The following is a 25,547-nucleotide window of genomic DNA, read 5'->3' as shown; positions in this document are numbered from 1 at the left end:
GCTGTTAAGGGGGAAAATATGAAACCAGGAGAAACGCAGGAAGAAAAAAGAAGAGGTGCAGAAAAGCGGTCGCGCCTCGCAAAAGCGTGCGAGGCGCTGAATCCGTTAGTAACTCGTTTGCTGAGTTTTTTCGGCCTGAATGCGCTGATAAATCTCTTCGCGGTGCACTGAGACCTCTTTCGGCGCGTTCACACCGATACGAACCTGGTTACCTTTCACTCCCAGCACCGTTACAGTCACCTCATCGCCAATCATGAGGGTTTCACCAACTCGACGAGTTAGAATAAGCATTCTTTGCTCCTTGAAAGATTAAAAGAGTCGGGCCTGTTCGGGCTCCCGGCATTATCCATCATTTAACGCTGAACATTGACTATGACAAATACACCAATGTACGTCGCTACGCCAATACATTCTGCTGATAGTTAGTTTAGCCGAAATACACTACGTCGACCTGACTTTGTCATGACTTGATGCACATCGTATTAAAAAGCGCCGGAACCTTAGTCCCTGGCGCTTTTCACGATGCATTGTTCTATTTCATTACAGGCGGCTGGTGACCCAGCTTTCGACGCCCGCCAGCGCGCCTTTCAGCGCCTGTGCATCGGTGCCGCCTGCCTGCGCCATATCGGGACGCCCGCCGCCTTTGCCGCCAACCTGCTGCGCCAGCTCGCCCACTAACTCGCCCGCTTTGACGCGGTCAGTCAGATCTTTGGTTACGCCAGCAATCAGCGACACTTTTCCTTCCGCCACGGTCGCCAGCACAATCACCGCCGACCCCAGCTGATTTTTCAGATCGTCAACCATGGTGCGCAACATTTTCGGCTCTACGTTGCTCAGTTCGCTGACCAGCAGCTTCGCGCCGTTGATGTCGATCGCGCTGCTGCTCAGTGAAGCGCTCTCCTGCGCGGCCTGCTGATCGCGCAGCTGCTGCAGCTCTTTCTCCAGCGCACGAACGTGATCGACCAGTCCGCGTACTTTGTCATTGAGGTTGCTACTGTTGGCTTTCACCAGCTGCGCAATATCCTGCAGCTGGCTGCTCTGCGCATAAACCTGCGCCAGCGCGCCCTCGCCGGTGACGGCTTCGATGCGACGCACGCCTGCGGCCGTTCCTGATTCAGAGAGAATGCGGAACAGGCCGATATCGCCGGTACGCGCGGCGTGCGTGCCGCCGCACAGCTCAATGGAGAAGTCGCCCATGGTCAGCACGCGCACACGCTGATCGTATTTCTCGCCGAACAGCGCCATTGCGCCCTTGCCTTTGGCCGCGTCGATGTCCATGACGTCGGTCTCAACCGGCAGGTTGCGGCGGATCTGCGCGTTGACGATCTCTTCGACCTGATGCAGCTCCTGCGGCGTCATCGCCTCGAAGTGCGAGAAGTCGAAACGCAGATATTTGTCGTTAACCAGCGAGCCTTTCTGCGCGACATGCTCGCCGAGCACCTGGCGCAGCGCCGCATGCAGCAGATGCGTTGCCGAGTGGTTCAGACGAATGCGCGCGCGGCGCGCTTCATCAACCCGTGCCTCGACGCGATCGCCGATACGCAGATGACCCGCCGTCAGCTTACCGATATGGCCGATGGCCTGACCATATTTTTGTGTGTCCTGTACGTTAAATTCAGCATTCTTCCCTGTCAGCAGGCCCGTATCGCCGACCTGGCCGCCAGATTCACCGTAGAACGGCGTTTCGTCCAGCACCACGACCGCTTCCTGACCCGCGGCTGCTTCTTCTACCGCCGCGCCGTCGACGTAGATCGCCTTAACGCTGGCCGCCAGATCGAGCTGGTCATAGCCCTTGAAGGAGGACGCCGCGTCGATGCTGATAACGTTGCTGTAGTCGGCGCCGAAACCGCTCGCTTCGCGCGCGCGCTGACGCTGCTGCTCCATCGCTTTTTCAAAGCCAGCTTCGTCAATTTTCAGGTTGCGCTCGCGGCAGACGTCGGCCGTCAGGTCGACCGGGAAGCCAAAAGTGTCGTAGAGACGGAAGACGGTTTCGCCGTCCAGCGTATCGCCCTGCAGCTTCGCCAGCTCGTCGTCCAGCAGCGCCAGACCGCGCTCCAGGGTTTTCGCGAACTGCTCTTCTTCCGTCTTGAGGACCGTTTCCACCTGGCTCTGCTGACGCTTCAGATCGTCGCCCGCGGCACCCATCACCTCAACCAGCGGGGCGACCAGCTTAAAGAAGAACGCCTCTTTCGCGCCCAGCATATTGCCGTGACGCACCGCGCGACGAATGATACGACGCAGCACGTAGCCGCGGTTTTCATTCGACGGGATTACGCCGTCGGCAATCAGGAAGGCGCAGGAGCGAATATGGTCGGCGATAACGCGCAGCGATTTATTGCTGAGATCGGTCGCGCCGGTTACCTCGGCGACCGCTTTAATTAGCTTGTCGAACAGGTCGATTTCATAGTTGGAGTTGACGTGCTGCAGCACGGCGGAGATACGCTCCAGCCCCATGCCGGTGTCCACTGACGGCTTCGGCAGCGGCAGCATGGTGCCGTCCGGCTGACGGTTGAACTGCATAAAGACGATATTCCAGATCTCGATATAGCGATCGCCGTCTTCTTCCGCGCTGCCCGGCGGTCCACCCCAGATATGATCGCCATGATCGTAGAAAATTTCGCTGCAGGGGCCGCAAGGACCGGTATCGCCCATCTGCCAGAAGTTGTCAGAGGCGTAAGCGCTGCCTTTGTTGTCGCCGATACGAATAATACGTTCGCGCGGTACGCCGATATCGTTGGCCCAGATGTCGTAGGCTTCGTCATCGGTCTCATAGACGGTCACCCACAGGCGCTCTTTCGGCAGCGCGAACCAGGTTTCTCCCGTCAGCAGTTCCCAGGCATAAGCAATCGCCTCTTTCTTGAAGTAGTCGCCGAAGCTGAAGTTGCCCAGCATTTCAAAGAAAGTGTGGTGACGCGCGGTATAGCCGACGTTTTCCAGATCGTTGTGCTTACCGCCGGCGCGCACGCAGCGCTGCGACGTGGTCGCACGCGAATAGTCGCGCTTGTCCTGGCCGAGGAAGACATCCTTGAACTGGACCATGCCGGCGTTGGTGAACAGCAGCGTCGGGTCGTTATTCGGTACGAGGGAGCTGCTGGCTACAACCTGGTGTCCCTTGCTATGGAAAAAGTCGAGAAACGCTTGACGGATCTCAGCAGTGCTCTTGCTCATATATATCCTGGAATCACGCTAACGAAAGTTCCGTCCTGTCAGACAAGCCGCATCCGCGCAGCTTTCTGTTCAGTGGAACAAAAAAGTGGGAATAAGATAAATTTTCTTCACTGGGAAGTAAAACCCCGCGCGGCTTTCAGTCGTCAAAATTTCTGAAAACGGCCTGAATATCCTCCATGAAAAAGCCTTTTGCCTGCAAATAACGCTGAACTTTCGCTTTCGCCTTCCACTCGGTCGGCAGCGGCAGGCCAAATTTGCGCTCCGCCAGCTGGGCGGCGCAGGCGCTCCAGTCGATCTCACAGGCTTCCATCGCGATGTCGATATCGGGACGCGCGATGCCTTTCTGCCCCAGCTCCAGCCGAATACGCTGCGGGCCATATCCTTTACGGCTGCGACTCTGAATAAAACGCTCGGTAAAGCGGGCGTCATTGAGCCAGCCGTTCTCATGGCACCAGCCGACGACTTTATCTAGTTGCGCTTCGGTAATGATTTCCGGCTCGCTCTGCTGGATAAAGGCTGTGCGCTGCACCGATTGCTGTAGCTTTCTGCGCAGCTCCGCTTCGCTGTGATCGCGCTGCGTCAAAATCCGCATGGCGCGGTCGAGCAGGCGCGGAAAGGCGATTTCCTTGGGTTGAGGTTGTTCAGACATAGGCCTTACCTTGTTCAGACAGAAGGGAATTATGGCGGCAGAACGGAGAGGAGGAAAGAAAGGGGAAATTAAAACGAAAAACGGGAGTGGTTGCCCACTCCCGTCAGAAGATTAGAAATCTTCGTTGCTTTCGCTGGCTGCATTTTCCAGCGCGCCGGCTGGCGCTTCCGCGGCGCCCGCTTCAGCGTTGGCGCTGTTCAGCAGCATGTCACGCAGCTTCACGTCCAGTTCGTTGGCGATCGCCGGGTTTTCCTTCAGGAAATTGGTGGCGTTCGCTTTACCCTGACCGATCTTATCGCCGTTGTAGCTGTACCAGGCGCCCGCTTTTTCCACCAGCTTGTACTTCACGCCCAGGTCGACCAGTTCGCCAAAGGTGTTGATGCCTTCGCCGTACATGATCTGGAACTCCGCCTGCTTAAACGGCGCAGCGATTTTGTTTTTCACCACTTTTACGCGGGTCTCGCTGCCGACGACTTCGTCGCCCTCTTTGATTGCGCCGATACGACGAATATCAAGACGGACAGAGGCATAGAACTTCAGCGCGTTACCACCGGTGGTGGTTTCCGGGTTACCGAACATCACGCCGATTTTCATACGGATCTGGTTGATAAAGATCAGCAGCGTGTTGGACTGCTTCAGGTTACCTGCCAGCTTACGCATCGCCTGGCTCATCATACGCGCCGCGAGGCCCATGTGAGAGTCACCGATTTCGCCTTCGATTTCTGCTTTCGGCGTCAGCGCCGCGACGGAGTCGACGATAATAACGTCCACTGCGCCTGAACGCGCCAGCGCGTCACAGATTTCCAGTGCCTGCTCACCGGTGTCCGGCTGCGAACAAAGCAGATTGTCGATGTCGACGCCAAGCTTTTTGGCGTAAACCGGATCCAGCGCGTGTTCAGCATCGATAAAGGCGCAGGTTTTGCCTTTGCGCTGCGCCGCAGCGATAACCTGCAGCGTCAGCGTGGTTTTACCGGATGATTCCGGACCATAAATTTCGACGATACGGCCCATCGGCAAACCGCCGGCGCCCAGTGCGATATCCAGTGAAAGCGAACCGGTAGAAATGGTTTCCACGTCCATTGAGCGGTCTTCACCCAGACGCATGATGGAGCCTTTACCGAATTGCTTTTCAATCTGGCCCAGCGCAGCAGCTAAAGCCTTCTGTTTGTTCTCGTCAATTGCCATTTCTACTCCTGACTCATACGGGGGTAAGCACGCTACAAATGCCTGCTCGCTTTCTGTTGCTGCTAATTATACTGTATAGTCATACAGTATCAAGCTTAATTTGCCAAAAAATCGCGCTGTAACGTCTGCAGTGCGAAGGCCACGGACTGGCGGCGAACCGCTTCGCGATCCCCTTGAAATTGCTGGCGTTTCGCAACGACCACGCCCTCTGGCGCCGCGAAGCCAAACCACACGGTGCCGACTGGTTTTTCCGCGCTGCCGCCGTCCGGTCCGGCGATGCCGCTGACCGACACCGCATAGTCCGCCTGAGCGGCCTGCTGAGCGCCCTGCGCCATCTCACGCACTACAGCCTCGCTCACCGCGCCATACTGCGCAAGCGAAGCCGCTGAGACCCCCACCAGCTCCTGCTTGGCGCTATTGCTGTAGGTCACAAAGCCGCGCTCAAACCAGGCGGAGCTGCCGCTAATATCGGTAAATACCTTGGCGATCCAGCCGCCCGTACAGGATTCGGCACAGCTCACCGTGGCACCTTGCTCCTTCAGACGTTCGCCGATGGCCGCGCTTAAACGCTGTAGTTCCTGATCGTTCATGGCATCATTTCCTTTCTGCTCAGAGATAAGAACATGGTGCAGAGACGAGACATTTTCAACCCACTCTCTGTATTGTCTGCCCGCTTTGCGTCGCCTCTCGAATAATGCTCAGCGCTTTTTCACTGCCACGATAAAAAGACGCGGGAACGCCAGCAAAACGCGACCGTCGGCGCGCAGCGGATAGGCCTGCTGCAGCGCCTGATGATATTGCTCCAGAAAGCGCGGCTGCTCGTCGGGCTCCAGCGCGTTGAGAAACGGCCGCAGCCCGGTCGCTTTTAGCCAGTCGACAATCGCCTGCGCGTCGGCCATAACGTGATAATAGGTGGTGCGCCAGATATCTACCTCGCAGCCCGCCTGCGACAGCAGGTCGTAATAGTGCTCGCCGCTCAGCAGGTTTTTACGCTCGACGTCACCAGTGCGCTGCCGCCAGGGATCGCACGCCGCAATGTCGCGCATCAGGCGATGCGAAGGCTCCTGCAGGTTGTCCGGCATCTGTATCGCCAGCGCGCCGCCGCTGTCGAGCTGGCTCGCCAGATACGGCAACAAAGTGTCGTGCCGATCCAGCCACTGCAGCGAAGCGTTGGCGTAAATCACCTGCTGCGGCTCGGTGGCGCGCCAGCGGCGAATATCTTCGTGAAGGAAAGCGCAGCGCGGCAGCCGTTCCCGCGCCTGCGCCAGCATCGCCTCAGAGCTGTCCAGCCCGACGATGTGCGCGGCGGGCCAGGCGTGCGCCAGCAGTTCAGTGCTGTTGCCGGGACCGCAGCCGAGATCCGTGGCGAAACGCACGTCTGTAACGGGTATGCGCGTCAGCAGCTCGTACGCGGGCCGGGTTCTTTCCGCTTCAAACTGCCGATAGAGCTGGGGATTCCAGTCCTGCATCGTTAACCTCTCGCGTAAGTCAGAAAGCCTGCCTGGAAGGGAAAAATGCGATGCGCTGCTCAATTCCGCACGCTGTAGTGGCATGCGGTCGCGCTGCGCATTAGGTTAAAACGGTGTTTCATTTTCCAGGTTCAGGAGCGTTTATGATTTCGCAACCCGCATTTTCCGGCGTGTGGTGCCCGTCCGTTACGCCTTTTACGCAACAAGGGCAGCCAGACATCGAGGCGCTGGGTCGCCACTTCGCCCGATTAAACGCTTCAGGCATTGATACCTTACTGCTGATGGGCAGCATTGGCGAATTTGCCTCGCTGACGCAGCAGGAGCGACTGCTGCTTATTCGCGAGTCGCGCCAGCTTTCGCCGCTGAGTATGGTCGCCAATATATCCAGCACCTGCGTGCCGGACATGCTGGCGCTGGCCGAGGCAGCCTGGCACAGCGGCTTTGACGCGGTGATGGTGCTGCCACCCTATTACTACGGCCAGACGCCGCGCCAGCTGCTCAGCTACTTTCGCGAGCTGGATAAGCAGATCGGTGGCAAGTGGTTCGCCTACAACTTTCCGGCGCGCACCGGCTGCGATTTAACCCCAGCGCTGGTCAGCGAGCTGGCGGCCGAACTCCCTGGTTTTATCGGCATTAAAGATACGGTGGATTGTTTGTCGCACAACCGCGCGCTGATCGAAGAGACCAAAAAGGTACGCGATGATTTTGCCGTGCTTTCCGGCTATGACGAATATCTGGTGCCAAACCTGCTGGCGGGCGGCGCGGGCGTGATTTCAGGGCTGAACAATATTGTACCAGAGCTGTTCGCGGCGGCGATGCAGGCGTGGCGCGAGCAGGATCTGGCGGCGCTGGCGCGCATTCAGCAGCGCATCGGCAGGATGATGGCGATTTACGCCATCGGTGAGGATTTCGTCACCACCATTAAAACCGCGGTGTCGCGTCGTTTCGACTCGATGAGCAGCCGGTCGCGTAACGTTGGCGGCGCGCTCAATGCTGAGCAGTGCCAGGCGCTTGACCAGCTGTTTGAGTAGCCAGCCGCCTGCGGGTTATCCGCGCTTAACGAACTCCGACTTCAGCTTCATTGGGCCGAAGCCATCAATTTTGCAGTCGATATTGTGATCCCCTTCCACCAGGCGGATCCCTTTCACGCGCGTGCCGATCTTAAGGGAGGAGGAACTGCCCTTCACCTTGAGATCCTTAATCACGGTCACCGTATCGCCATCTTCCAGCAGATTGCCGTTGGCGTCGCGCACCACCAGCCGATCCGGTGCGTTTTCGCTCTCGCTCAGCGACCAGATATGACCGCAGGCGGGACAGTTAAGATTGTCGCCATCCTGCCAGCTGTAATCAGCCTGACAAAGGGGACATGCGGGAAGTGATTGCATAACAGCTCCTGAAACAACAGATATGATGACGCCAGAGGGGCGCCATCATATACCCGCACTATTGATAAGGGCAACCGTCAGAACATCGCGCCGCTGCGCGCCTTGCTCACCGCCTCGCCCAGCTGCCACACCGCCATCGCATAGTGCGTGCTGTGGTTGTAGCGGGTGATGACGTAGAAGTTAGGCAGCCCGTACCAGTATTGATAGCTGGTGCCCATATCCAGACGCAGCAGGCTGACCTGATTATTGCCGTCCAGCGAGCCCTGCGGCGAGAGGCCGGAGGCGGCCAGCATCTGCGGCGTATAGCTGGTTTTGAAACCGTTTTCCAGCAGCGGCGCCTGGCCGCTGGCGGGCACGGCGACGCCCTCTCCACTACGCCAGCCGTGCTCTTTGAAGTAGTGCGCAACGCTGCCGATGGCGTCCACCGGATCCCACAGATTGACATGGCCGTCGCCGTTGAAATCGACCGCATACTGCTGATAAGAGGAAGGCATAAACTGGCCGTAGCCCATCGCACCGGCGAACGATCCCTTCAGATCCAGCGGATCGTCCTGTTCATTGCGTGCCATCAGCAGGAAGGTTTCCAGCTCGCTGCTGAAGTAGCTGGCGCGACGCGGATAGTTAAACGACAGCGTGGCAAGCGCATCAAGGATGCGCGTTTTCCCCATGACGCGGCCCCAGCGCGTCTCTACGCCGATAATGCCGACGATAATTTCCGGCGGCACGCCGTAGACCTGCTGCGCGCGCGCTAACGCATCCTGATACTGGTTCCAGAAGGCGACGCCGTTTTGCACGTTGTCCGGCGTAATGAACTGCTTGCGATAGCGCAGCCAGGCGCCGTTAGGCCCGGCAGGCGGCGTGTAGGCGGGCGCCTGACGATCCATCAGGCGCAGCACGTAGTCCAGCCGTTTCGCCTGGCCGATAACGGCATGCAGCTGCTGGCGGTCGAAGCCGTGCTTCTCCACCATCTGATCGATAAACTGCTCGGCGGCCGGGTTACCGGCAAAATCACCGAGCACCGGCTGCACGGCGTGGGACTGTTCAAGCAGAAAGCCCCCTTTCGGCGCGGCCAGGGTAGCGGCCTGCGGCGCGGATTCAGGTTTACTGCTGCAGGCGGCAAGTAGGGCGATAAGCGGAAGTAAGGTGATCTTAAAACGCATTTGATATCCATAAGCATGCAGTGAAGGTAACGATTTATGGTAAACACTCACTCCCGGAATGGACAGGGCGAAACGCAAAAATAGCGCCGCAAAATAGCTGAGAGGCTGTCCGGTAAATGTTTGTAAAAAGCCGTGCGTTTTAACAGGTAAGCTGCGGCGCATGACGCAATCTCGCACGAAAGCAGAAAGTGCATCTGGATAACAGCAACAGCAGCGATAAAGTCTCTTCAGACCGTGGCGTTTGCGCAGGCCGCTCAGGCCCGGCACAGGATAAGAGGAGGCGAACCGATACGCGATGATCTGCTTTGCTGGCTGCTGCTGAGCGTGCTGGCGCTCTGCGTCGGCAGCTTTATCAGTGTCGTTGTCTACCGCCTGCCGCGCATGCTGCTGCGGCCGCAGCCGGGTTTCTCGCTGCTGCAGCCTCGCTCCCATTGCCCGCGCTGTAAAACGCCCGTGCGCGCCGCCGACCTTATTCCCCTGCTTGGCTGGCTGAGGCTGCGTGGCCGCTGCCGCAACTGCCGTCGGCCCGTTTCATGGCATTATCCCGCCACCGAACTGGCCGCTCTATTGATAAGCCTGCTGCTTGCCCTTTGGCTGCCGTGGCGCGCGCTGCCGGCGGCGCTGATGATGAGCGGTTTTCTGCTGGCGCTGTCACTGATCGATCTGCGTAGTCAGCTGCTGCCCGATGCGCTTACCCTGCCGCTGCTCTGGCTTGGCCTGCTGTTTCAGGCGCTGGATCTTCTGCCGCAGAGCCGCCCGGCAGAGGCGATTCTCGGCGCGGCCAGCGGTTATCTGCTGTTCCGTCTGCTGGCCTGGACCTGGCGTTGCTGTCGCCATCGCAACGGGCTGGGCGGCGGCGACGCCAAACTGCTGGCGGCGCTCGGCGGCTGGCTGGGCTGGCAGCGGCTCCCGCTGCTGCTGCTGATCGCCGCCAGCGCCGGTTTGCTCGCCGCGCTGCTGGCGCGCCTGTTATACAAGCGCGTGCTGCATCTGCCCTTGCCTTTCGGACCCTGCCTCGCGCTGGCGGGCGAAGCGCTGCTGCTCTGCGACCTGAAGTAACGCCCCGACCAGCCGCGTTTTGCGTTGCGCCTCGCACTGCCTGGCGTTCAGACCGGATTCCGTTAGGCTTTTATGCCGTGGCCTGCTAACGTCACGCCCGATATCACACGTTTTCGCCCGTCGCCGATGGCGGACGAGATCGGATTCGGACGGCTCAGCCAGGCGGCAGCCTTGATGTTCAGGAGGCAACTTTTCATAATGGCCGCCAGACGCTGTTTATCTCACAGCCTGAGCCGCCTTATCCCAGGCATGCTCGCTTTCAGCATGAGTTTGCCTGTTTTAAACCGCCAGAACGCGCAGTCCGATGCAAGGCTTGCCCCATAACCGAATGATTTAAGAGCTAACTATTTATGAACAAATCAGTCGATAAGGACATCACCGCTCATACGCCCATGATGCAGCAATATCTGCGCCTGAAGGCGGAACACCCTGACATCCTGCTGTTTTACCGCATGGGCGATTTTTACGAGCTGTTCTATGACGACGCGAAACGCGCCTCGCAGCTGCTGGAAATCTCGCTCACCAAACGCGGCGCGTCGGCGGGAGAACCGATTCCGATGGCGGGCGTTCCCTATCATGCGGTTGAGAGCTATCTGGCGAAACTGGTGCAGCTGGGCGAGTCGGTGGCGATCTGCGAACAGATCGGCGATCCGGCGCTGAGCAAAGGGCCGGTGGAGCGCAAAGTGGTGCGCATCGTCACGCCGGGCACCATCAGCGACGAAGCGCTGCTGCAGGAGCGTCACGATAACCTGCTGGCCGCTATCGTGCAGAGCCCGCAGGGGTTCGGCTACGCCACGCTCGATATCAGCTCCGGCCGTTTTCGCCTGAGCGAGCCGGCGGACGCCGAAACCATGGCCGCCGAACTGCAGCGCACTAACCCGGCTGAACTACTCTATCCGGAAGATTTGCAGGCGATGTCGCTGATTGAACAGCGTCGCGGCCTGCGCCGTCGTCCGCTGTGGGAGTTTGAGATCGAAACCGCGCGCCAGCAGCTGAACCTGCAGTTCGGCACGCGCGATCTCAACGGATTCGGCGTTGAGCAGGCGCATCAGGCGCTGCGCGCTGCGGGCTGTCTGCTGCAGTATGTCAAAGATACCCAGCGCACCAGCCTGCCGCATATCCGCTCGCTCAGCATGGATCGTCAGCAGGACAGCATCATTATGGATGCCGCCACCCGTCGTAATCTGGAGATCACCCAGAACCTCGCCGGCGGCACGGAGAACACGCTGGCGGCGGTGCTGGATCGCACCGTGACGCCGATGGGCAGCCGCATGCTGAAGCGCTGGCTGCATATGCCGCTGCGCGACGCGCAGGTGATTAATCAGCGGCAGGACGCCATCGCCGAACTTCAGCCACTCAGCGATACGCTGCAGCCGGTGCTGCGTCAGGTGGGCGATCTGGAGCGTATTCTGGCGCGTCTGGCGCTGCGCACGGCACGTCCGCGCGATTTGGCTCGCATGCGCCACGCTTTTCAGCAGCTGCCGGAGCTGAACGCCTTGCTGGCCGACGTCAGGTCCACGGCACTGATCGCGCTGCGTGAGCGCATGGGCGAGTTCACCGAACTGCGCGAACTGCTCGAGGCGGCGATTATTGAGACGCCGCCGGTGCTGATCCGTGACGGCGGCGTTATCGCGCCGGGCTTTAACGCGGAGCTTGACGAGTGGCGCGCGCTGGCGGACGGCGCCAGCGACTATCTCGACCGGCTGGAGATCCGCGAACGCGAAAAGCTCGGCCTTGATACGCTCCGGGTTGGCTTTAACGCCGTGCACGGTTACTACATTCAGGTCAGCCGCGGTCAGAGCGACCATGTGCCGATTCACTACGTGCGCCGCCAGACGCTGAAAAACGCCGAGCGCTACATTATTCCCGAACTCAAAGAGTACGAGGATAAGGTGCTGACCTCGAAAGGCAAGGCGCTGGCGCTGGAGAAAGGGCTTTATGAGGCGCTGTTCGATCAGCTGCTGCCACACCTGGAGGCGCTGCAGCTTAGCGCCGCCGCGCTCGCCGAGCTGGACGTGCTGAGCAACCTGGCGGAACGCGCCTGGACGCTGAACTATTGCCGCCCGACGTTGCAGGAGAAACCCGGCATCAAAATCACCGGCGGCCGTCACCCAGTGGTGGAGCAGGTGCTGAAAGAGCCGTTTATCGCCAACCCGCTGTCGCTGGCGCCACAGCGCCGCATGTTGATCATCACCGGTCCCAATATGGGCGGTAAGAGCACCTATATGCGTCAGGCGGCGCTGATTGCGCTGATGACCTGGATCGGCAGCTTTGTGCCGGCGGAAGAGGCGATAACCGGCCCGCTGGATCGCATTTTTACCCGTATCGGCGCGGCGGACGATCTGGCGTCGGGCCGCTCGACCTTTATGGTAGAGATGACGGAAACCGCCAATATCCTGCACAACGCCACCGAGCACAGCCTGGTGCTGATGGATGAGATTGGACGCGGCACCTCAACCTATGACGGCCTGTCGCTGGCGTGGGCCTGCGCAGAGAGCCTGGCCAACCGCATCAAGGCGATGACGCTGTTTGCCACCCACTACTTTGAGCTGACGACGCTGCCGGAAAAAATGGAAGGCGTCTTTAACGTCCATCTCGACGCCGTAGAGCATGGCGACACCATCGCCTTTATGCACAGCGTGCAGGAAGGCGCCGCCAGCAAAAGCTATGGCCTGGCGGTCGCGGCGCTGGCGGGCGTGCCGAAAGAGGTGATCAAGCGCGCGCGCAACAAGCTTAAAGAGCTGGAGACGCTGTCGAATAGCTCCGCCACCTCGACCATTGACGGCTCGCAGCTGCCGCTGCTGGTGGAGGAAACCTCGCCAGCCGTGGAGGCGCTTGAAGCGCTGGATCCCGACACCCTGACGCCGCGTCAGGCGCTGGAGTGGATCTACCGGCTTAAGTCGCTGGTGTAATGCAGGCGCAGGCAGGCAATCTCTCTCCCCTGCCTGCGCAGCGCACAAAAAAAAAGCGGTGGCATCAGCCACCGCTTTTTCGTACTTACAACCTTGTTAATTACTCACGAAACAGTGCTTCAATGTTGAGACCCTGCGCCTGCAGAATTTCGCGCAGACGACGCAGGCCTTCAACCTGAATCTGACGTACACGCTCGCGGGTCAGACCGATTTCGCGGCCCACATCCTCAAGCGTTGCCGCTTCATAGCCTAACAGGCCGAAACGACGCGCCAGCACTTCGCGCTGCTTGGCGTTCAGTTCGAACAGCCACTTAACGATACTCTGCTTCATATCGTCATCCTGCGTGGTATCTTCCGGACCGTTGTCTTTCTCGTCGGCCAGAATATCCAGCAGCGCTTTTTCGGAATCACCGCCCAGCGGCGTATCAACCGAGGTGATGCGCTCGTTGAGACGCAGCATACGGCTGACATCGTCAACGGGTTTATCCAGCTGCTCCGCAATCTCTTCCGCACTTGGCTCATGATCGAGCTTGTGGGAAAGTTCACGCGCGGTGCGCAGATAAACGTTCAGCTCTTTAACAATGTGAATCGGCAGGCGGATGGTACGGGTTTGATTCATGATCGCCCGTTCAATCGTCTGACGAATCCACCAGGTGGCGTACGTTGAGAAACGGAACCCACGTTCTGGGTCAAATTTCTCCACGGCGCGGATCAAGCCGAGATTACCCTCTTCAATCAGGTCAAGCAGTGCAAGACCACGATTGCTGTAGCGGCGGGCAATCTTCACCACCAGTCGTAAGTTACTTTCAATCATGCGGCGACGAGAAGGGATATCGCCTCGTAATGCACGGCGAGCGAAGAACACTTCTTCCTCTGCCGTTAACAGCGGGGAATAGCCAATCTCCCCGAGATAGAGCTGCGTCGCATCCAAAACGCGCTGCGTCGCACCCTGTGACAACAACTCTTCTTCCGCTACGTCGTTATCACTGGGTTCGTTTTCAACAAGAGCCTTCTCATCAAAAACCTCAGCTCCGTTCTCCTCGAATTCCGCATCTTCATGTAACTCGTTTACTTTCAGCGTATTCTGGCTCATAAGCGGCTCCTACCCGTGATCCCAGGGCAGAACAGCAGGGTTCTGCCGGTTTATCGCTGCGGCAAATAACGCAACGGGTTTACGGATTTCCCCTTGTAACGAATTTCAAAATGTAATCTAACTGAACTGGTTCCGGTGCTACCCATGGTAGCGATCTTTTGCCCCGCCTTAACTTCCTGTTGTTCCCGGACCAGCATTGTATCGTTGTGGGCGTAGGCACTCAGATAATCATCATTGTGCTTAATGATGATCAGGTTGCCGTAACCCCGGAGCGCGTTACCTGCATACACTACCCTTCCTGATGCGGTAGCGACGACAGGTTGTCCACGCGAACCAGCGATATCGATTCCTTTGTTCCCCCCTTCAGAGGCGGAGAAGTTATCGATAATCTTCCCATCGGTCGGCCAACGCCAGCTTCCAACCGGCGTCGAACTGTTCGTTGTACTGCTAACCGTAGGCGGTGCGGCAACCACGGGGGGCGCTGTTGTCGTTGCAACATTTGTCCCTCTCGACGGCAACATTTTGCTACCAGACGAGTTACCCGAATCATCAGAATACGTAATAACTGGTTGCTGTGCAACAGGCGCTGGTTTAATTTGCGGCGCGGTCGGGACGCCGCCCTGCGTTGCGTCCGCTGCGGTGATGGCATTGCCGCCGGTAATCGGCTGGCCTGAGCCGTTGCCAACCTGCAGCGTCTGGCCGACATTCAGGCCGTACGGGGCCGGGACGTTGTTGCGCTGAGCCAGATCGCGGAAATCGTTGCCGGTAATCCAGGCGATGTAGAACAGGGTGTCGCCGCGTTTTACGGTATAAGTCTCGCCGGCGTAGCTACCTTTCGGAATATTCTGATAACTGCGATTGTACACAATACGCCCGTTTTGCGTCTGCACATTATCATTGCCGCTTACCATTGCGCCGCCGCTCGGCGCCGAAGGTACAGTGTTGTTAACCATTCCGTTTTGACGTGGTGTAGAAGGAACGCCGCCAGATGCGCTTAGCATGCCGCCGCTGCCGCCGTTATCTCCAACCTGGCTAATGGGTGCTTGTGTGTTGTCGCCTGAACTACAGCCTGCCAGCCAAAATCCAACCAGAGAAAGCGCCGCCAGGCGGCGTAACTGAAATATTGGGCTTCCCGTGCTCATTGTTCCCCCGTGATGGCAAACCTGAATAATGCTGTTTTGCTTACACACCAGCACAACGCTCTGTGAGGCGTAATAAAACCTGCGTAAGACGCATGAAAATGGATAGTAACAAGATCAAAAGGATGGTGCTATGAAACAGTTGTGAAGAAATACGTAGGGTAAATCTCAGGCCAGGTCGCCCTGAACCAGCGGCACAAAGCGCACCGGCTCAATAGTTTCTTCCACAATGTCGCCACCCTGACGGCGCAGGCGCTTCAGCACCTGCTGATCCTCTCCCACCGGCAGCACCATAATGCCGCCTTCATCGAGCTGCGCAATCAGCGCAGTCGGAATTTCCGGCGGGGCGGCGGTGACAATGATAGCGTCGAAGGGGCCGCGCGCGGGCCAGCCCTGCCAGCCGTCGCCGTGGCGCGTCGACACATTATGCAGATCGAGCTGTTTAAGGCGGCGTTTCGCCTGCCACTGCAGACCCTTGATGCGTTCGACCGAGTAAACGTGGTCCACCAGGTGCGCCAGAATAGCGGTCTGATAGCCGGAACCGGTGCCAATCTCCAGCACGCGCGAATGGGGTTGCAGCGCCAGCAGCGCGGTCATGCGCGCCACCATATAGGGCTGGGAAATGGTCTGGCCGGAACCGATAGGCAGCGCCACGTTGTCCCAGGCTTTATGCTCGAAGGCTTCATCGATAAAACGCTCGCGCGGCACCTCCGCAATGGCCTTTAACAGGATCTCATCGTGGATGCCCTGCTGGCGCAGCTGCTCCAGCAGCGCTTCGATACGCCGGTTCACCATACGAGATCGACCTCCGATTTCGCCAGCCAGTCAATCAGCACCTCCTGCGCGCCGTGGGCGGTCAGGTCGACGTGCAAAGCGGTCACGGAGACGTAGCCCTGATCCACAGCGGCGAAGTCGGTATCGGGACCGGCGTCGAATTTTTCGCCTGGCGGACCAATCCAGTAAAGGGTATTGCCGCGCGGATCCTGCTGGGCGATCACCTGATCGGCGGGATGACGGCTGCCGCAGCGCGTCACGCGGATGCCTTTGATCTCCTCCAGCGGCAGATCCGGCACGTTGATATTGAGAATGCGTCCGGTGCGCAGCGGCTCGCGCGTCAGTGCCTGTAGCAGCGCGCAGGTAACCGCCGCCGCCGTTTCGTAGTGCTGCTGGCCGTTGAGCGACACCGCCAGCGCGGGCAGGCCGAGGTGACGCCCTTCCATCGCTGCGGCCACCGTGCCGGAGTAGATCACGTCGTCCCCCAGATTGGGGCCGGCGTTAATGCCGGAGACCACAATGTCGGGGCGCGGCTGCATCAGCGCGTTAACGCCGAGGTAGACGCAGTCGGTCGGCGTGCCCATCTGCACCGCAATATCGCCATTTTCATGAGTAAAGGTGCGAAGCGGCGTCTCCAGCGTCAGCGAGTTAGAGGCGCCGCTGCGATTGCGATCGGGCGCGACCACCTGCACCTCAGCGATACGACGCAGCGCTTTCGCCAGCGTCTGAATGCCCGGCGCATGGATCCCGTCATCATTACTCAGCAATATCCGCATCGTCACCTTCCTGTTGCAGAAGTTCCCGAATCACGCTGGTGGCGAAGCTACCTGCCGGTAACCAGAACTGCATCTCCAGCGTGACGTCGTCCCACCAGCTCCAGCGCAGATCGCGCGGCACCACCAGCATGGCGCGCCGCGCCGCATCCACACGCTCTCGCTCAAGCAGTGTAACCAATTCTGCTGCGCCCGCCAGAGATTGCTGCTCAAAGGCGAGCGCCTCCGCCTGCGGGCCGGGTTCGCCGCGTCCGGGCAGCGGCGCGGTAATGCGCAGCTCATGACCGTCGACGCGCGCCTGTAGCGCCTCAAGCTCATCCGCCTGAGCAACAAACCAGCTGCCGCGACCGGCTAGCTGCAGCGCGTCGCCCGCCATCACCTGCGTCAGCGAGCCCTGCTGCTGCAGGCGCGCACTGGTAACCTGGTTGAACAGCGCGCTGCGCGCCGCCGAGAGGATCAGGCTGCGCTTGTTGCGATCGCGCAGGCTGATTTCGCCGCGTGCCCATTGCTGCGCCATGGTCAGGTTATTGCCGCCGCGCCCGAAGCGCTGCGTGCCGAAATAGTTGGGCGCGCCGGCGTCGCGGATTAACGCCAGGCGCGACTCCACCGCCTCGCGATCGCTGATATGACGCACCACGAGGCGAAAGGCGTTGCCCGCCAGCGCGCCGATGCGTAGCTTGCGCTTATGCCGCACCGCTTCAAGGATCTCGACTCCTTCCAGCGCAAAAGCGCTCAGGTCGGGCATCGCGTTACCCGGCATACGGAAGCAGAGCGTCTGCTCGGTCACCGCATGACGGTCTTTCATGCCGGCGTAGCTCATATCGCGCTGATGCACGCCGAGGAATTTCGCCAGCGCCTCTGCTACGAAGCGAGTATTGGCGCCGGTTTTACGGATGCGCACCAGCAGATGCTCGCCCTCGCCGTCGGCGCCGTAACCGAGATCTTCCACCACCACGAAATCTTCCGGGTTGGCTTTGATGGCGCCGCGCGCGGTCGGTTTGCCGTGCAGAAAAGCCTGGTTCTCCAGCATCATGCCGCGTCCGCCTTCAGCAGCAGCGCCACCGCTTCGCAGGCGATGCCTTCGCCGCGTCCGGTAAAGCCCAGCTTCTCGGTGGTGGTCGCTTTCACGTTGACCTGATCCATATGGCAGCCGAGATCTTCGGCGATATTGACGCGCATCTGCGGCACGTGCGGCAGCATCTTCGGCGCCTGGGCGATGATCGTGACGTCGACGTTGCCGATGCGGTAGCCCTTCGCCGTGATGCGCCGCCAGGCTTCGCGCAGCAGGCCGCGGCTGTCGGCGCCTTTGAAGGCGGGATCGGTATCGGGGAACAGCTTGCCGATATCGCCCATCGCCACCGCGCCCAGCAGCGCGTCGGTCAGCGCATGCAGCGCCACGTCGCCGTCGGAATGGGCGATAAACCCGTGCTCAAACGGGATCCGCACGCCGCCAATCACCAGCGGACCTTCGCCGCCAAAAGCGTGAACGTCAAAACCGTGACCGATACGCATCATGCGCTCTCCTTTAACTGAATCTGGGTTAAATAAAATGCCGCCAGCGCCAGATCTTCCGGCCGGGTGACTTTAATGTTATCGCTGCGCCCGCTGACCAGCAGCGGATGATAGCCGCAGTATTCCAGCGCAGAGGCTTCGTCGGTAATGGTCGCCCCTTCCGCCAGCGCGCGCGTCAGGCAGGCGGTCAGCAGCTGATGGGGGAAAAACTGCGGCGTCAGCGCGTGCCAGAGATCGTCGCGCTCGACGGTATGGGCAACGGCGGCGACGCCCGGCTCGCCGCGCTTCATGGTGTCGCGCACCGGCGCCGCCAGAATCGCGCCGACATGGCTGGTTTCCCGCACCTGCAGCAGGCGCGCAAGGTCGTCGGCGTGCAGGCAGGGACGCGCGGCGTCATGCACCAGCACCCAGCTCGCGCCCTGCGCGGCGCGTAGTCCCGCCAGCACCGACTCCGCGCGCGTCTCGCCGCCGGTCACGCTGATGACGCGCGGATCGCGCGCCAGCGGCAGCGACGCGAACTGCGTGTCGTCCGGGCTAAGGGCGACGATGACCTGTTTAATCGCGGGATGGGAAAACAGACGTGCAATGCTGTGTTCCAGAAGCGTCTGCTGACCGATGGTCAGATACTGCTTAGGACAGGTCGCCTGCATGCGGCTGCCGATACCGGCAGCCGGCACAACGGCGATCACCTCCGCAGGGAGAGTGTGCATGTTCATGAGTTATCGTTGTTGGTTTTGCGCAGCCTGCGCGTTGCGTTTGTTCTGATCCGGCACCAGACGATAGAAGGTTTCACCGGGCTTGATCATACCCAGTTCATTGCGCGCGCGTTCTTCGATCGCTTCCGAGCCGCCATTGAGATCGTCAATTTCGGCAAACAGCTGATCGTTACGCGCTTTAAGTTTGGCGTTATTCGCCTGTTGCACCGCGACGTCTTCATTGACGCGCGTATAGTCGTGAATACCGTTTTTGCCCAGCCATAGCGAATATTGCAGCCAGCCAAGCAGCACCAGTAGCAGTAACGTCAGTTTTCCCATCCCCGCCCCCTGAAAAACGGCTCAATCATCCCATAACTTTATGCAGGACTCCACTCCAGCGGAGAAAATGGCGCGCTTTCGCGGCCGTCTGCGCAAATTCTGATTAGGATGGCGACAAGGCGGACAGGAAAATTTTTGTAACCTGCCGACGCGTTTGCACATCCGGGCGCGTCACCAGCCGGATAGAAACGAGAAGAGCAGCCAGAAAAGCGAGATGACGACAAGGGCGGTGGCGGGCGTGGTCCAGAGCAGATTGCCGCGCAGCGCCATGCTGAGCATGATGCCGATCAGCACCGACACCGGCAGCAGCGCCAGGAAAAAGGGCCAGGTATAGAGGAAGAAGAAAAGCGTGTTGGAGCCGTACAACAGGAAGGGGATCGCCAGCGCGCACCAGTAAGAGAGAAAGCCGACGATGCCGCCCGGCAGCGACGAGCGCGGCTCGTCCGGGGTGGTGTCATCTTTGCGGGCCAGCATAGGGGTAACGTTCTGCATAGAGATCCTGTTGACGCTGAGGCGGCAAACCAACCTCGATTTGCCGCTTGTCTGTTCAGGATCCGATGATATCGCGGCGGCGCAGCAGGTCTAACAATTGGCCGGTCAGTTTTGTAACCAATTGTTCGCCCGCTAAGCGTATTTCCGGCTGCTCCGGCGCCTCGTAGACGCTGTCGATGCCGGTAAAGTTGCGCAGCTCGCCCGCGCGCGCCTTTTTATACAGGCCTTTGGGATCGCGCGCTTCGCACACCGCCAGCGGCGTGTCGACAAACACCTCGATAAAGCGCGCCTCCGGCAGCATATCGCGCACCATCTGACGTTCGGCGCGGTGCGGCGAGATAAAGGCGGTGAGCACCACCAGCCCCGCATCCACCATCAGCTTCGCCACTTCGCCGACGCGGCGGATATTCTCTTTTCTGTCCGCGTCGCTAAAGCCCAGGTCGCGGCAGAGGCCGTGCCGCACGTTGTCGCCGTCGAGCAGATAGGTGCTGACGCCAAGCTGGTGCAGCGCCTGCTCCAGCGCGCCGGCGACCGTGGATTTGCCGGAGCCCGATAACCCGGTGAACCACAGCACCGCGCCCTGATGGCCGTGCTGCTGTTCACGCGCGTCGCGCGTCACCGGATGGTCGTGCCACACCACATTGTCATCGTGCTGCGCCATTACTCACCGCCCAGCAGATCGCGCGCGTTCCAGTGCGGGAAGTGACGGCGGATCAGCGCGTTCAGCTCCAGTTCGAACTCGCTGAACTGGCCCGTCTGCTGCGCCGCGCCGCTCAGCGGCTGATGGATCATGCCGGCGCCGACGGTGACGTTGCTCAGGCGATCGATAAAGATCATCCCGCCGGTCACCGGGTTCTGCTGATAGGGATCCAGCACCATGGGCTCGTCGAAGGTCACCTCCACCAGCCCGATACCGTTGAGCGGCAGCGTTTCGGCGGCGCGCTTCTCCAGCGTGTTGATCTCAACCTGGTGGATCACCTTCGCCACGCGGCCGCGCGCCTTCTTGCCGGCGATTTTAATGTCGTAGCTCTGGCCCGGCTGCAGCGGCTGCTCCGCCATCCACACCACGTCAACGGTAGCGGCCTGCACCGCGTCCAGCTCGGCAGCGCTGTCGACCAGCAGATCGCCGCGGCTGATGTCAATCTCGTCGTTCAGCACCAGGGTAATGGCTTCGCCCGCGCCCGCTTCCTGCAGGTCGCCGTCAAAGGTGACAATGCGCGCGACGCTGGACTCGACGCCTGATGGCAGCACCTTCACGCGCTGTCCCACTTTCACCACGCCAGAGGCGAGCGTGCCCGCATAGCCGCGGAAGTCCAGGTTGGGACGGTTAACATACTGCACCGGGAAGCGCATCGGCTGTGCGTCCACCACGCGCTTCAGCTCGACGGTTTCCAGCACGTCGAGCAGCGTCGGGCCGCTGTACCACGGCATGGTCTGGCTCGGCGTCGCGACGTTGTCGCCTTCCAGCGCTGACATCGGCACAAAGCGAATATCCAGGTCTTCCGGCAGCTGCGCCGCGAAGTCGAGGTAATCCTGTTTGATCTGTTCAAAGGTCTCCTGGCGGTACTCCACCAGGTCCATTTTGTTGATCGCCACCACCAGATGCTTAATGCCCAGCAGCGTCGAGATAAAGCTGTGGCGACGGGTCTGATCCAGCACCCCTTTGCGCGCGTCGATCAGCAGGATCGCCAGATCGCAGGTCGAGGCGCCGGTCGCCATATTGCGGGTGTACTGCTCGTGTCCCGGCGTGTCGGCGATAATAAATTTACGCTTCTCGGTAGAAAAGTAGCGATAGGCCACGTCGATGGTGATGCCCTGCTCGCGCTCCGCCTGCAGGCCGTCCACCAGCAGCGCCAGGTCGAGCTTCTCGCCCTGAGTACCGTGACGCTTGCTGTCGTTGTGCAGCGATGAGAGCTGATCTTCATAAATCTGACGGGTGTCGTGCAGCAGGCGGCCAATCAGCGTGCTTTTGCCGTCGTCGACGCTGCCGCAGGTGAGAAAACGCAGCAGACTTTTATGCTGTTGCGCGGTCAGCCAGGCTTCCACGCCGCCCTGATCGGCAATCTGTTGTGCAATAACGGTATTCATCTGCGTCTCCTTAGAAATAACCCTGACGTTTTTTCAGTTCCATCGAACCGGACTGATCGCGGTCAATCACGCGGCCCTGGCGTTCGCTGGTGGTAGAGACCAGCATCTCTTCGATAATTTCCGGCAGCGTCTGCGCTTCAGACTCCACCGCGCCGGTGAGCGGCCAGCAGCCCAGGGTGCGGAAACGCACCATACGCTGCTTGATCACTTCGCCAGGCTGCAGATCGATACGATCGTCATCCACCATCATCAGCATGCCGTCACGCTCCAGCACCGGACGCGGCGCGGCGAGGTAGAGCGGCACGATGTCGATATTTTCCAGGAAGATGTACTGCCAGATATCGAGTTCGGTCCAGTTCGACAGCGGGAAGACGCGGATGCTTTCGCCCTTGTTGATCTGGCCGTTGTAGTTGTGCCACAGCTCAGGACGCTGGTTTTTCGGATCCCAGCGATGGAAACGGTCACGGAAGGAGTAGATGCGCTCTTTGGCGCGCGACTTCTCTTCGTCGCGGCGCGCGCCGCCGAACGCGGCGTCAAAGCCATATTTGTTCAGCGCCTGCTTCAGCCCTTCGGTTTTCATGATATCGGTGTGCTTGGCGCTGCCGTGCACAAACGGGTTGATGCCCATCGCCACGCCTTCTGGATTGCGATGAACCAGCAGCTCGGCGCCCATCTCTTTCACGGTGCGATCGCGGAACGCGTACATCTCGCGGAACTTCCAGCCGGTGTCGACGTGCAGCAGCGGAAACGGCAGCGTGCCGGGGTAGAAGGCTTTACGCGCCAGATGCAGCATCACCGACGAATCTTTGCCGATGGAGTACATCATTACCGGATTGCTGAACTCCGCCGCGACTTCGCGGATGATATGAATGCTTTCCGCCTCTAACTGACGCAGATGGGTGAGTCTTTTTTGGTCCATGATTTTTCCTCAAGCCAGAGTGACAACGGCGGACTCGCGGGTCGCCTGCTGTGCAGAATGTTGAAACCACGCCAGTTGCTCATGCAACTTCACCACTTCCCCGATCACCAGCAGCGCGGGTGTCGGCGCGGCGGCAGCCAGCGTCTCAAGGTGTTCCAGCGTGCCGGTCAGCACCTGCTGATCCTGGCGCGTGCCGCGGCCAATCACCGCCACCGGCGTGTTGGCGGCGCGGCCGTGGCGAATCAAGCCTTCGCTGATTTCCGCCGCTTTTACCGTGCCCATATAGATCGCCAGCGTCTGACGCGCGCGCGCCAGCGACGGCCAGTCGATAGCATCGCCGTCGGCGCGGCAGTGGCCGGTAATAAACAGCACGCTCTGCGCGTGATCGCGGTGGGTCAGCGGGATACCGGCATAGGCGGTGGCGCCTGCCGCCGCCGTGACGCCGGGCACCACCTGAAACGGAATGCCCGCCTCCTGCGCCGCCTGCAGCTCTTCGCCGCCGCGGCCGAAGATAAAGGGATCGCCCCCTTTGAGACGCACCACGCGCTTGCCCTTGCGCGCCAGCTCTACCAGCAGGCGATTGGTCTCTTCCTGCGGCACCGAGTGCGCGCCGGCGCGTTTGCCCACGCAGATGCGGTCGGCGTCGCGGCGCACCAGATCCAGCACCTCGTCGCTGACCAGATGGTCATAGAGCACCACGTCGGCCAGCTGCATCACCTGCAGGCCGCGCAGCGTCAGCAGACCGCTGTCGCCGGGTCCGGCACCCACCAGAATAATTTCGCCTTCTCGGTTCGGCTCCTCCTGCAGCTCGCGCTGCAGAGTACGCGTCGCCTCGTCCACGTTGCCCGCCGACATCTGGCTGGCGAACAGGCCGTTAAAGGCGCGCTCCCAGAAGCGGCGGCGGTCAGACATGCGGCTGAAGCGCTGCTTCACGCTGTCGCGAAACGAACCCGCTACCTCCGCCATCTGTCCCAGGCTGGCGGGCAGCAGCGCCTCCAGCTTTTCGCGCAGCATACGCGCCAGCACCGGCGCGGTGCCGCTGGAGGAGATAGCGACCACCAGCGGAGAGCGATCGACAATTGACGGAAAGATAAAGCTGCACTTCGGCTGGTCATCCACCACGTTGACCAGCCGGTGACGGGCGTTGGCCTCGTCGTAAACCTGACGGTTAAGCTGGTTGTCGTCGGTGGCGGCAATCGCCAGGAAAACCGTGTCGAGCTGCGCCGCGTCGAACGCTGTCGCCAGCCACTCAATCTGCTGTTCCTGATGCAGCGCCTGCAGCTCCGGGCAGAGATCGCGCGACACCACCCGCACCTGGGCGGAAGCGCGACGCAGTAGCTCGATTTTGCGCGCGGCAACGTCGCCGCCGCCTACGACCAGTACCGGACGACCTTTCAGATCGGCGAAAAGAGGCAAGTAATCCACGATAATCCTGGCGTTGTAACCGTAATTTAACGCGACTATACGTTGCGCCCTTCTGGCAGATGAAATTACGAATTGGAATGAGTAGTTACCGAATGGAATAACGCACCAGGTAAGGTCATAACAAAATGTGCTTAACGAATGATCTGGCAAGGCTTTCAGAGCGATTCAAATTGTTTAATGGCGATCACAGTTTCATACTGAGAGGCGAAAAAATTTTGGCTTCTCGTCACAGGATGACCCACAAGGATCACAGCATGTTTGCCTTTCTCCGCCTGACCGCGCTGGCTGCGCTGTTAAATTGCGGTTTCGCTCTGCACGCCCAGGCCGCCAGCGCCGCGCCGGGAGAATTTGCCGAGCAGCAGCTTCGCCACATCGCCACTTACTTCCCTGGCCGCATGAGCGGCAGCCCGGCCGAAATGATGGCCGCCGACTACCTTCAGCAGCAGTTCGCCGCCCTCGGTTTTAAGAGTAATACCCGCCAGTTCAATACCGGCTATCGCCTGCATGAAGCCAGCGGCGAGCTGCGCTGGCATAAGGTGACGGCAACCTCGGTGATTGCCGCGCGCGCCGGCAGCGCGCCGCAGGAGATCCTGATCGTGGCGCATCTCGATACCTGGACGCCGCTCAGCAGCAGCGATGCAGAACATAACCTCGGCGGCCTGCGCCTGCAGGGCGTCGACGACAACGCCTCGGGGCTGGGGGTAATGCTGGAGCTGGCGCAGCAGCTGAGCCTGCGGCCGCTGCACTACGGTGTGCGCTTCGTGGCGCTGAGCGCAGGCGAAACTGCGCTCGGCGGCATGCAGGATTATGTGGCGCGCATGAGCGCGAAAGAGAAAAAGAACACGCTGCTGGTGGTGGATCTCAATAGCCTGATCACCGGCGATCACCTCTATTTCAACAGCGGCGGCAATACGCCGCGCGCGGTGCGCAAGCAGACCAGCGAACGCGCACTGCGTCTGGCGCAGCAGCTCGGCATCTCCGCCGCCAGTCATCAGATGAGCGCGCACGACTATAACGGCGCCAGCGCCTTCGATAAGGCGGGCTTTCCGCTGCTGGACGTGACCGCAAGCAACTGGGCGCTGGGCGGGCGGGACGGCGCGCAGCAGCGCAGCCGATCGACCCATTTCCCGGACGGCACCACGCGCCATCAGACCGATCGCGACAATCTGACTTACCTGGATCGCTGGCTGCCGGGCCGCATCTCGCTGCGCACGCGCGACAGCGTCAGGGTGCTGTTGCCGCTGCTGGGCGAGCTGACCAACCCGAAAGTATAAAGGTGTGAAACGCGGGGACGCGCTGGCCAGAGTCGGC

Annotated in this window: 26 protein-coding genes; 4 read left to right on the top strand and 22 right to left on the bottom strand. The window is 60.2% G+C overall.

The window, feature by feature from the left end; translation table 11 throughout:
- Window positions 1-105: 105 nt before the first annotated feature.
- The 6 genes from csrA to tam all read right to left on the bottom strand — a co-directional run bounded on the left by csrA (window position 106) and on the right by tam (window position 6,471).
- The gene (gene csrA, locus MC269_RS04050) at window positions 106-291 is read right to left on the bottom strand and encodes a carbon storage regulator CsrA (protein WP_004155916.1); all 186 of its coding nucleotides are present in this window, start codon (window positions 289-291) and stop codon (window positions 106-108) included.
- 249 nt (window positions 292-540) lie between these two features.
- Window positions 541-3,168 carry an alanine--tRNA ligase gene (gene alaS, locus MC269_RS04045; RefSeq protein WP_239954105.1) on the bottom strand — a complete coding sequence of 876 codons (2,628 nt, stop codon included), beginning with the start codon at window positions 3,166-3,168 and terminating at the stop codon, window positions 541-543.
- A gap of 136 nt (window positions 3,169-3,304) precedes the next feature.
- Window positions 3,305-3,817 (bottom strand): regulatory protein RecX, encoded by a 513-nt coding sequence (locus tag MC269_RS04040; protein ID WP_081140967.1) that lies wholly within the window; start codon window positions 3,815-3,817, stop codon window positions 3,305-3,307.
- A 111-nt stretch (window positions 3,818-3,928) separates the two neighbouring features.
- Window positions 3,929-5,002 (bottom strand): recombinase RecA, encoded by a 1,074-nt coding sequence (recA, locus tag MC269_RS04035; protein WP_081140966.1) that lies wholly within the window; start codon window positions 5,000-5,002, stop codon window positions 3,929-3,931.
- Between the two features lie 95 nt (window positions 5,003-5,097).
- Entirely contained in the window at window positions 5,098-5,592 is a 495-nt protein-coding gene (gene pncC / locus MC269_RS04030; protein ID WP_239954104.1) for a nicotinamide-nucleotide amidase, read from the bottom strand.
- Between the two features lie 108 nt (window positions 5,593-5,700).
- On the bottom strand, window positions 5,701-6,471 hold the full coding sequence (tam, locus tag MC269_RS04025) for a trans-aconitate 2-methyltransferase (RefSeq protein ID WP_239954102.1): 771 nt from the start codon (window positions 6,469-6,471) through the stop codon (window positions 5,701-5,703).
- A gap of 143 nt (window positions 6,472-6,614) precedes the next feature.
- Here tam and MC269_RS04020 point away from each other — a divergent pair, with 143 nt between their 5' ends.
- Window positions 6,615-7,502 carry a dihydrodipicolinate synthase family protein gene (locus MC269_RS04020; protein WP_239954100.1) on the top strand — a complete coding sequence of 296 codons (888 nt, stop codon included), beginning with the start codon at window positions 6,615-6,617 and terminating at the stop codon, window positions 7,500-7,502.
- Window positions 7,503-7,517: 15 nt separating this feature from the next.
- Here MC269_RS04020 and MC269_RS04015 read toward each other — a convergent pair whose 3' ends face one another.
- Both MC269_RS04015 and mltB read right to left on the bottom strand, forming a co-directional pair.
- Complete coding sequence (locus MC269_RS04015) at window positions 7,518-7,856, bottom strand: zinc ribbon domain-containing protein YjdM (protein ID WP_239954097.1); 339 nt, start codon at window positions 7,854-7,856, stop codon at window positions 7,518-7,520.
- A 77-nt stretch (window positions 7,857-7,933) separates the two neighbouring features.
- Window positions 7,934-9,016 (bottom strand): lytic murein transglycosylase B, encoded by a 1,083-nt coding sequence (gene mltB / locus MC269_RS04010; protein ID WP_081140961.1) that lies wholly within the window; start codon window positions 9,014-9,016, stop codon window positions 7,934-7,936.
- Window positions 9,017-9,304: 288 nt separating this feature from the next.
- On the opposite strand from mltB, the gene MC269_RS04005 reads away from it, so the two are divergent.
- Window positions 9,305-10,075, top strand: coding sequence for an A24 family peptidase (locus MC269_RS04005; RefSeq protein ID WP_371824372.1), 771 nt, complete (start codon window positions 9,305-9,307; stop codon window positions 10,073-10,075).
- 62 nt (window positions 10,076-10,137) lie between these two features.
- On the opposite strand, the gene MC269_RS18755 is transcribed toward MC269_RS04005, so the two are convergent.
- Window positions 10,138-10,272: a hypothetical protein gene (locus MC269_RS18755; protein WP_256461755.1), complete on the bottom strand. Its 135-nt coding sequence runs from the start codon at window positions 10,270-10,272 to the stop codon at window positions 10,138-10,140.
- A gap of 153 nt (window positions 10,273-10,425) precedes the next feature.
- Here MC269_RS18755 and mutS point away from each other — a divergent pair, with 153 nt between their 5' ends.
- Window positions 10,426-12,987, top strand: a complete 2,562-nt coding sequence (gene mutS, locus MC269_RS04000; protein WP_239954094.1) for a DNA mismatch repair protein MutS — start codon at window positions 10,426-10,428, stop codon at window positions 12,985-12,987.
- Between the two features lie 100 nt (window positions 12,988-13,087).
- On the opposite strand, the gene rpoS is transcribed toward mutS, so the two are convergent.
- The 13 genes from rpoS to cysG all read right to left on the bottom strand — a co-directional run bounded on the left by rpoS (window position 13,088) and on the right by cysG (window position 24,236).
- On the bottom strand, window positions 13,088-14,080 hold the full coding sequence (gene rpoS, locus MC269_RS03995) for an RNA polymerase sigma factor RpoS (RefSeq protein WP_048783701.1): 993 nt from the start codon (window positions 14,078-14,080) through the stop codon (window positions 13,088-13,090).
- A 50-nt stretch (window positions 14,081-14,130) separates the two neighbouring features.
- On the bottom strand, window positions 14,131-15,222 hold the full coding sequence (gene nlpD / locus MC269_RS03990) for a murein hydrolase activator NlpD (RefSeq protein ID WP_239954092.1): 1,092 nt from the start codon (window positions 15,220-15,222) through the stop codon (window positions 14,131-14,133).
- 165 nt (window positions 15,223-15,387) lie between these two features.
- Window positions 15,388-16,014, bottom strand: coding sequence for a protein-L-isoaspartate(D-aspartate) O-methyltransferase (locus MC269_RS03985; protein ID WP_081140956.1), 627 nt, complete (start codon window positions 16,012-16,014; stop codon window positions 15,388-15,390).
- The gene (gene surE, locus MC269_RS03980; RefSeq protein WP_239954090.1) at window positions 16,008-16,769 is read right to left on the bottom strand and encodes a 5'/3'-nucleotidase SurE; all 762 of its coding nucleotides are present in this window, start codon (window positions 16,767-16,769) and stop codon (window positions 16,008-16,010) included. The genes MC269_RS03985 and surE overlap by 7 nt, the downstream gene beginning before the upstream one ends.
- Complete coding sequence (gene truD, locus MC269_RS03975; RefSeq protein ID WP_371824371.1) at window positions 16,750-17,796, bottom strand: tRNA pseudouridine(13) synthase TruD; 1,047 nt, start codon at window positions 17,794-17,796, stop codon at window positions 16,750-16,752. Before truD ends, surE begins: the two co-directional genes overlap by 20 nt.
- Complete coding sequence (ispF, locus tag MC269_RS03970; RefSeq protein ID WP_305802685.1) at window positions 17,796-18,278, bottom strand: 2-C-methyl-D-erythritol 2,4-cyclodiphosphate synthase; 483 nt, start codon at window positions 18,276-18,278, stop codon at window positions 17,796-17,798. The genes truD and ispF overlap by 1 nt, the downstream gene beginning before the upstream one ends.
- A complete protein-coding gene (gene ispD, locus MC269_RS03965) occupies window positions 18,278-18,994 on the bottom strand; it encodes a 2-C-methyl-D-erythritol 4-phosphate cytidylyltransferase (RefSeq protein ID WP_239954084.1) in 717 nt (238 codons plus the stop codon). The genes ispF and ispD overlap by 1 nt, the downstream gene beginning before the upstream one ends.
- A gap of 3 nt (window positions 18,995-18,997) precedes the next feature.
- Window positions 18,998-19,312 carry a cell division protein FtsB gene (gene ftsB, locus MC269_RS03960; protein ID WP_081140952.1) on the bottom strand — a complete coding sequence of 105 codons (315 nt, stop codon included), beginning with the start codon at window positions 19,310-19,312 and terminating at the stop codon, window positions 18,998-19,000.
- A 171-nt stretch (window positions 19,313-19,483) separates the two neighbouring features.
- Entirely contained in the window at window positions 19,484-19,804 is a 321-nt protein-coding gene (locus MC269_RS03955; protein ID WP_081140951.1) for a DUF3561 family protein, read from the bottom strand.
- A gap of 55 nt (window positions 19,805-19,859) precedes the next feature.
- Window positions 19,860-20,465, bottom strand: coding sequence for an adenylyl-sulfate kinase (cysC, locus tag MC269_RS03950; protein WP_081140950.1), 606 nt, complete (start codon window positions 20,463-20,465; stop codon window positions 19,860-19,862).
- Window positions 20,465-21,892, bottom strand: coding sequence for a sulfate adenylyltransferase subunit CysN (gene cysN / locus MC269_RS03945; RefSeq protein WP_239954083.1), 1,428 nt, complete (start codon window positions 21,890-21,892; stop codon window positions 20,465-20,467). The genes cysC and cysN overlap by 1 nt, the downstream gene beginning before the upstream one ends.
- Before the next feature lie 10 nt (window positions 21,893-21,902).
- Window positions 21,903-22,811, bottom strand: a complete 909-nt coding sequence (gene cysD, locus MC269_RS03940; protein WP_081140948.1) for a sulfate adenylyltransferase subunit CysD — start codon at window positions 22,809-22,811, stop codon at window positions 21,903-21,905.
- A gap of 9 nt (window positions 22,812-22,820) precedes the next feature.
- Window positions 22,821-24,236, bottom strand: coding sequence for a siroheme synthase CysG (gene cysG, locus MC269_RS03935; RefSeq protein WP_239954080.1), 1,416 nt, complete (start codon window positions 24,234-24,236; stop codon window positions 22,821-22,823).
- Between the two features lie 254 nt (window positions 24,237-24,490).
- Here cysG and MC269_RS03930 point away from each other — a divergent pair, with 254 nt between their 5' ends.
- Window positions 24,491-25,510, top strand: a complete 1,020-nt coding sequence (locus tag MC269_RS03930) for an aminopeptidase (RefSeq protein ID WP_081140946.1) — start codon at window positions 24,491-24,493, stop codon at window positions 25,508-25,510.
- The last annotated feature ends 37 nt before the right edge of the window (window positions 25,511-25,547 follow it).

It is taken from the genome of Pantoea sp. Z09 (assembly GCF_022394795.1).
GTDB lineage: Bacteria > Pseudomonadota > Gammaproteobacteria > Enterobacterales > Enterobacteriaceae > Pantoea > Pantoea latae.
Note: the sequence above shows the minus strand (reverse complement) of the source record. Positions and strands in the feature narration are given on the sequence as shown.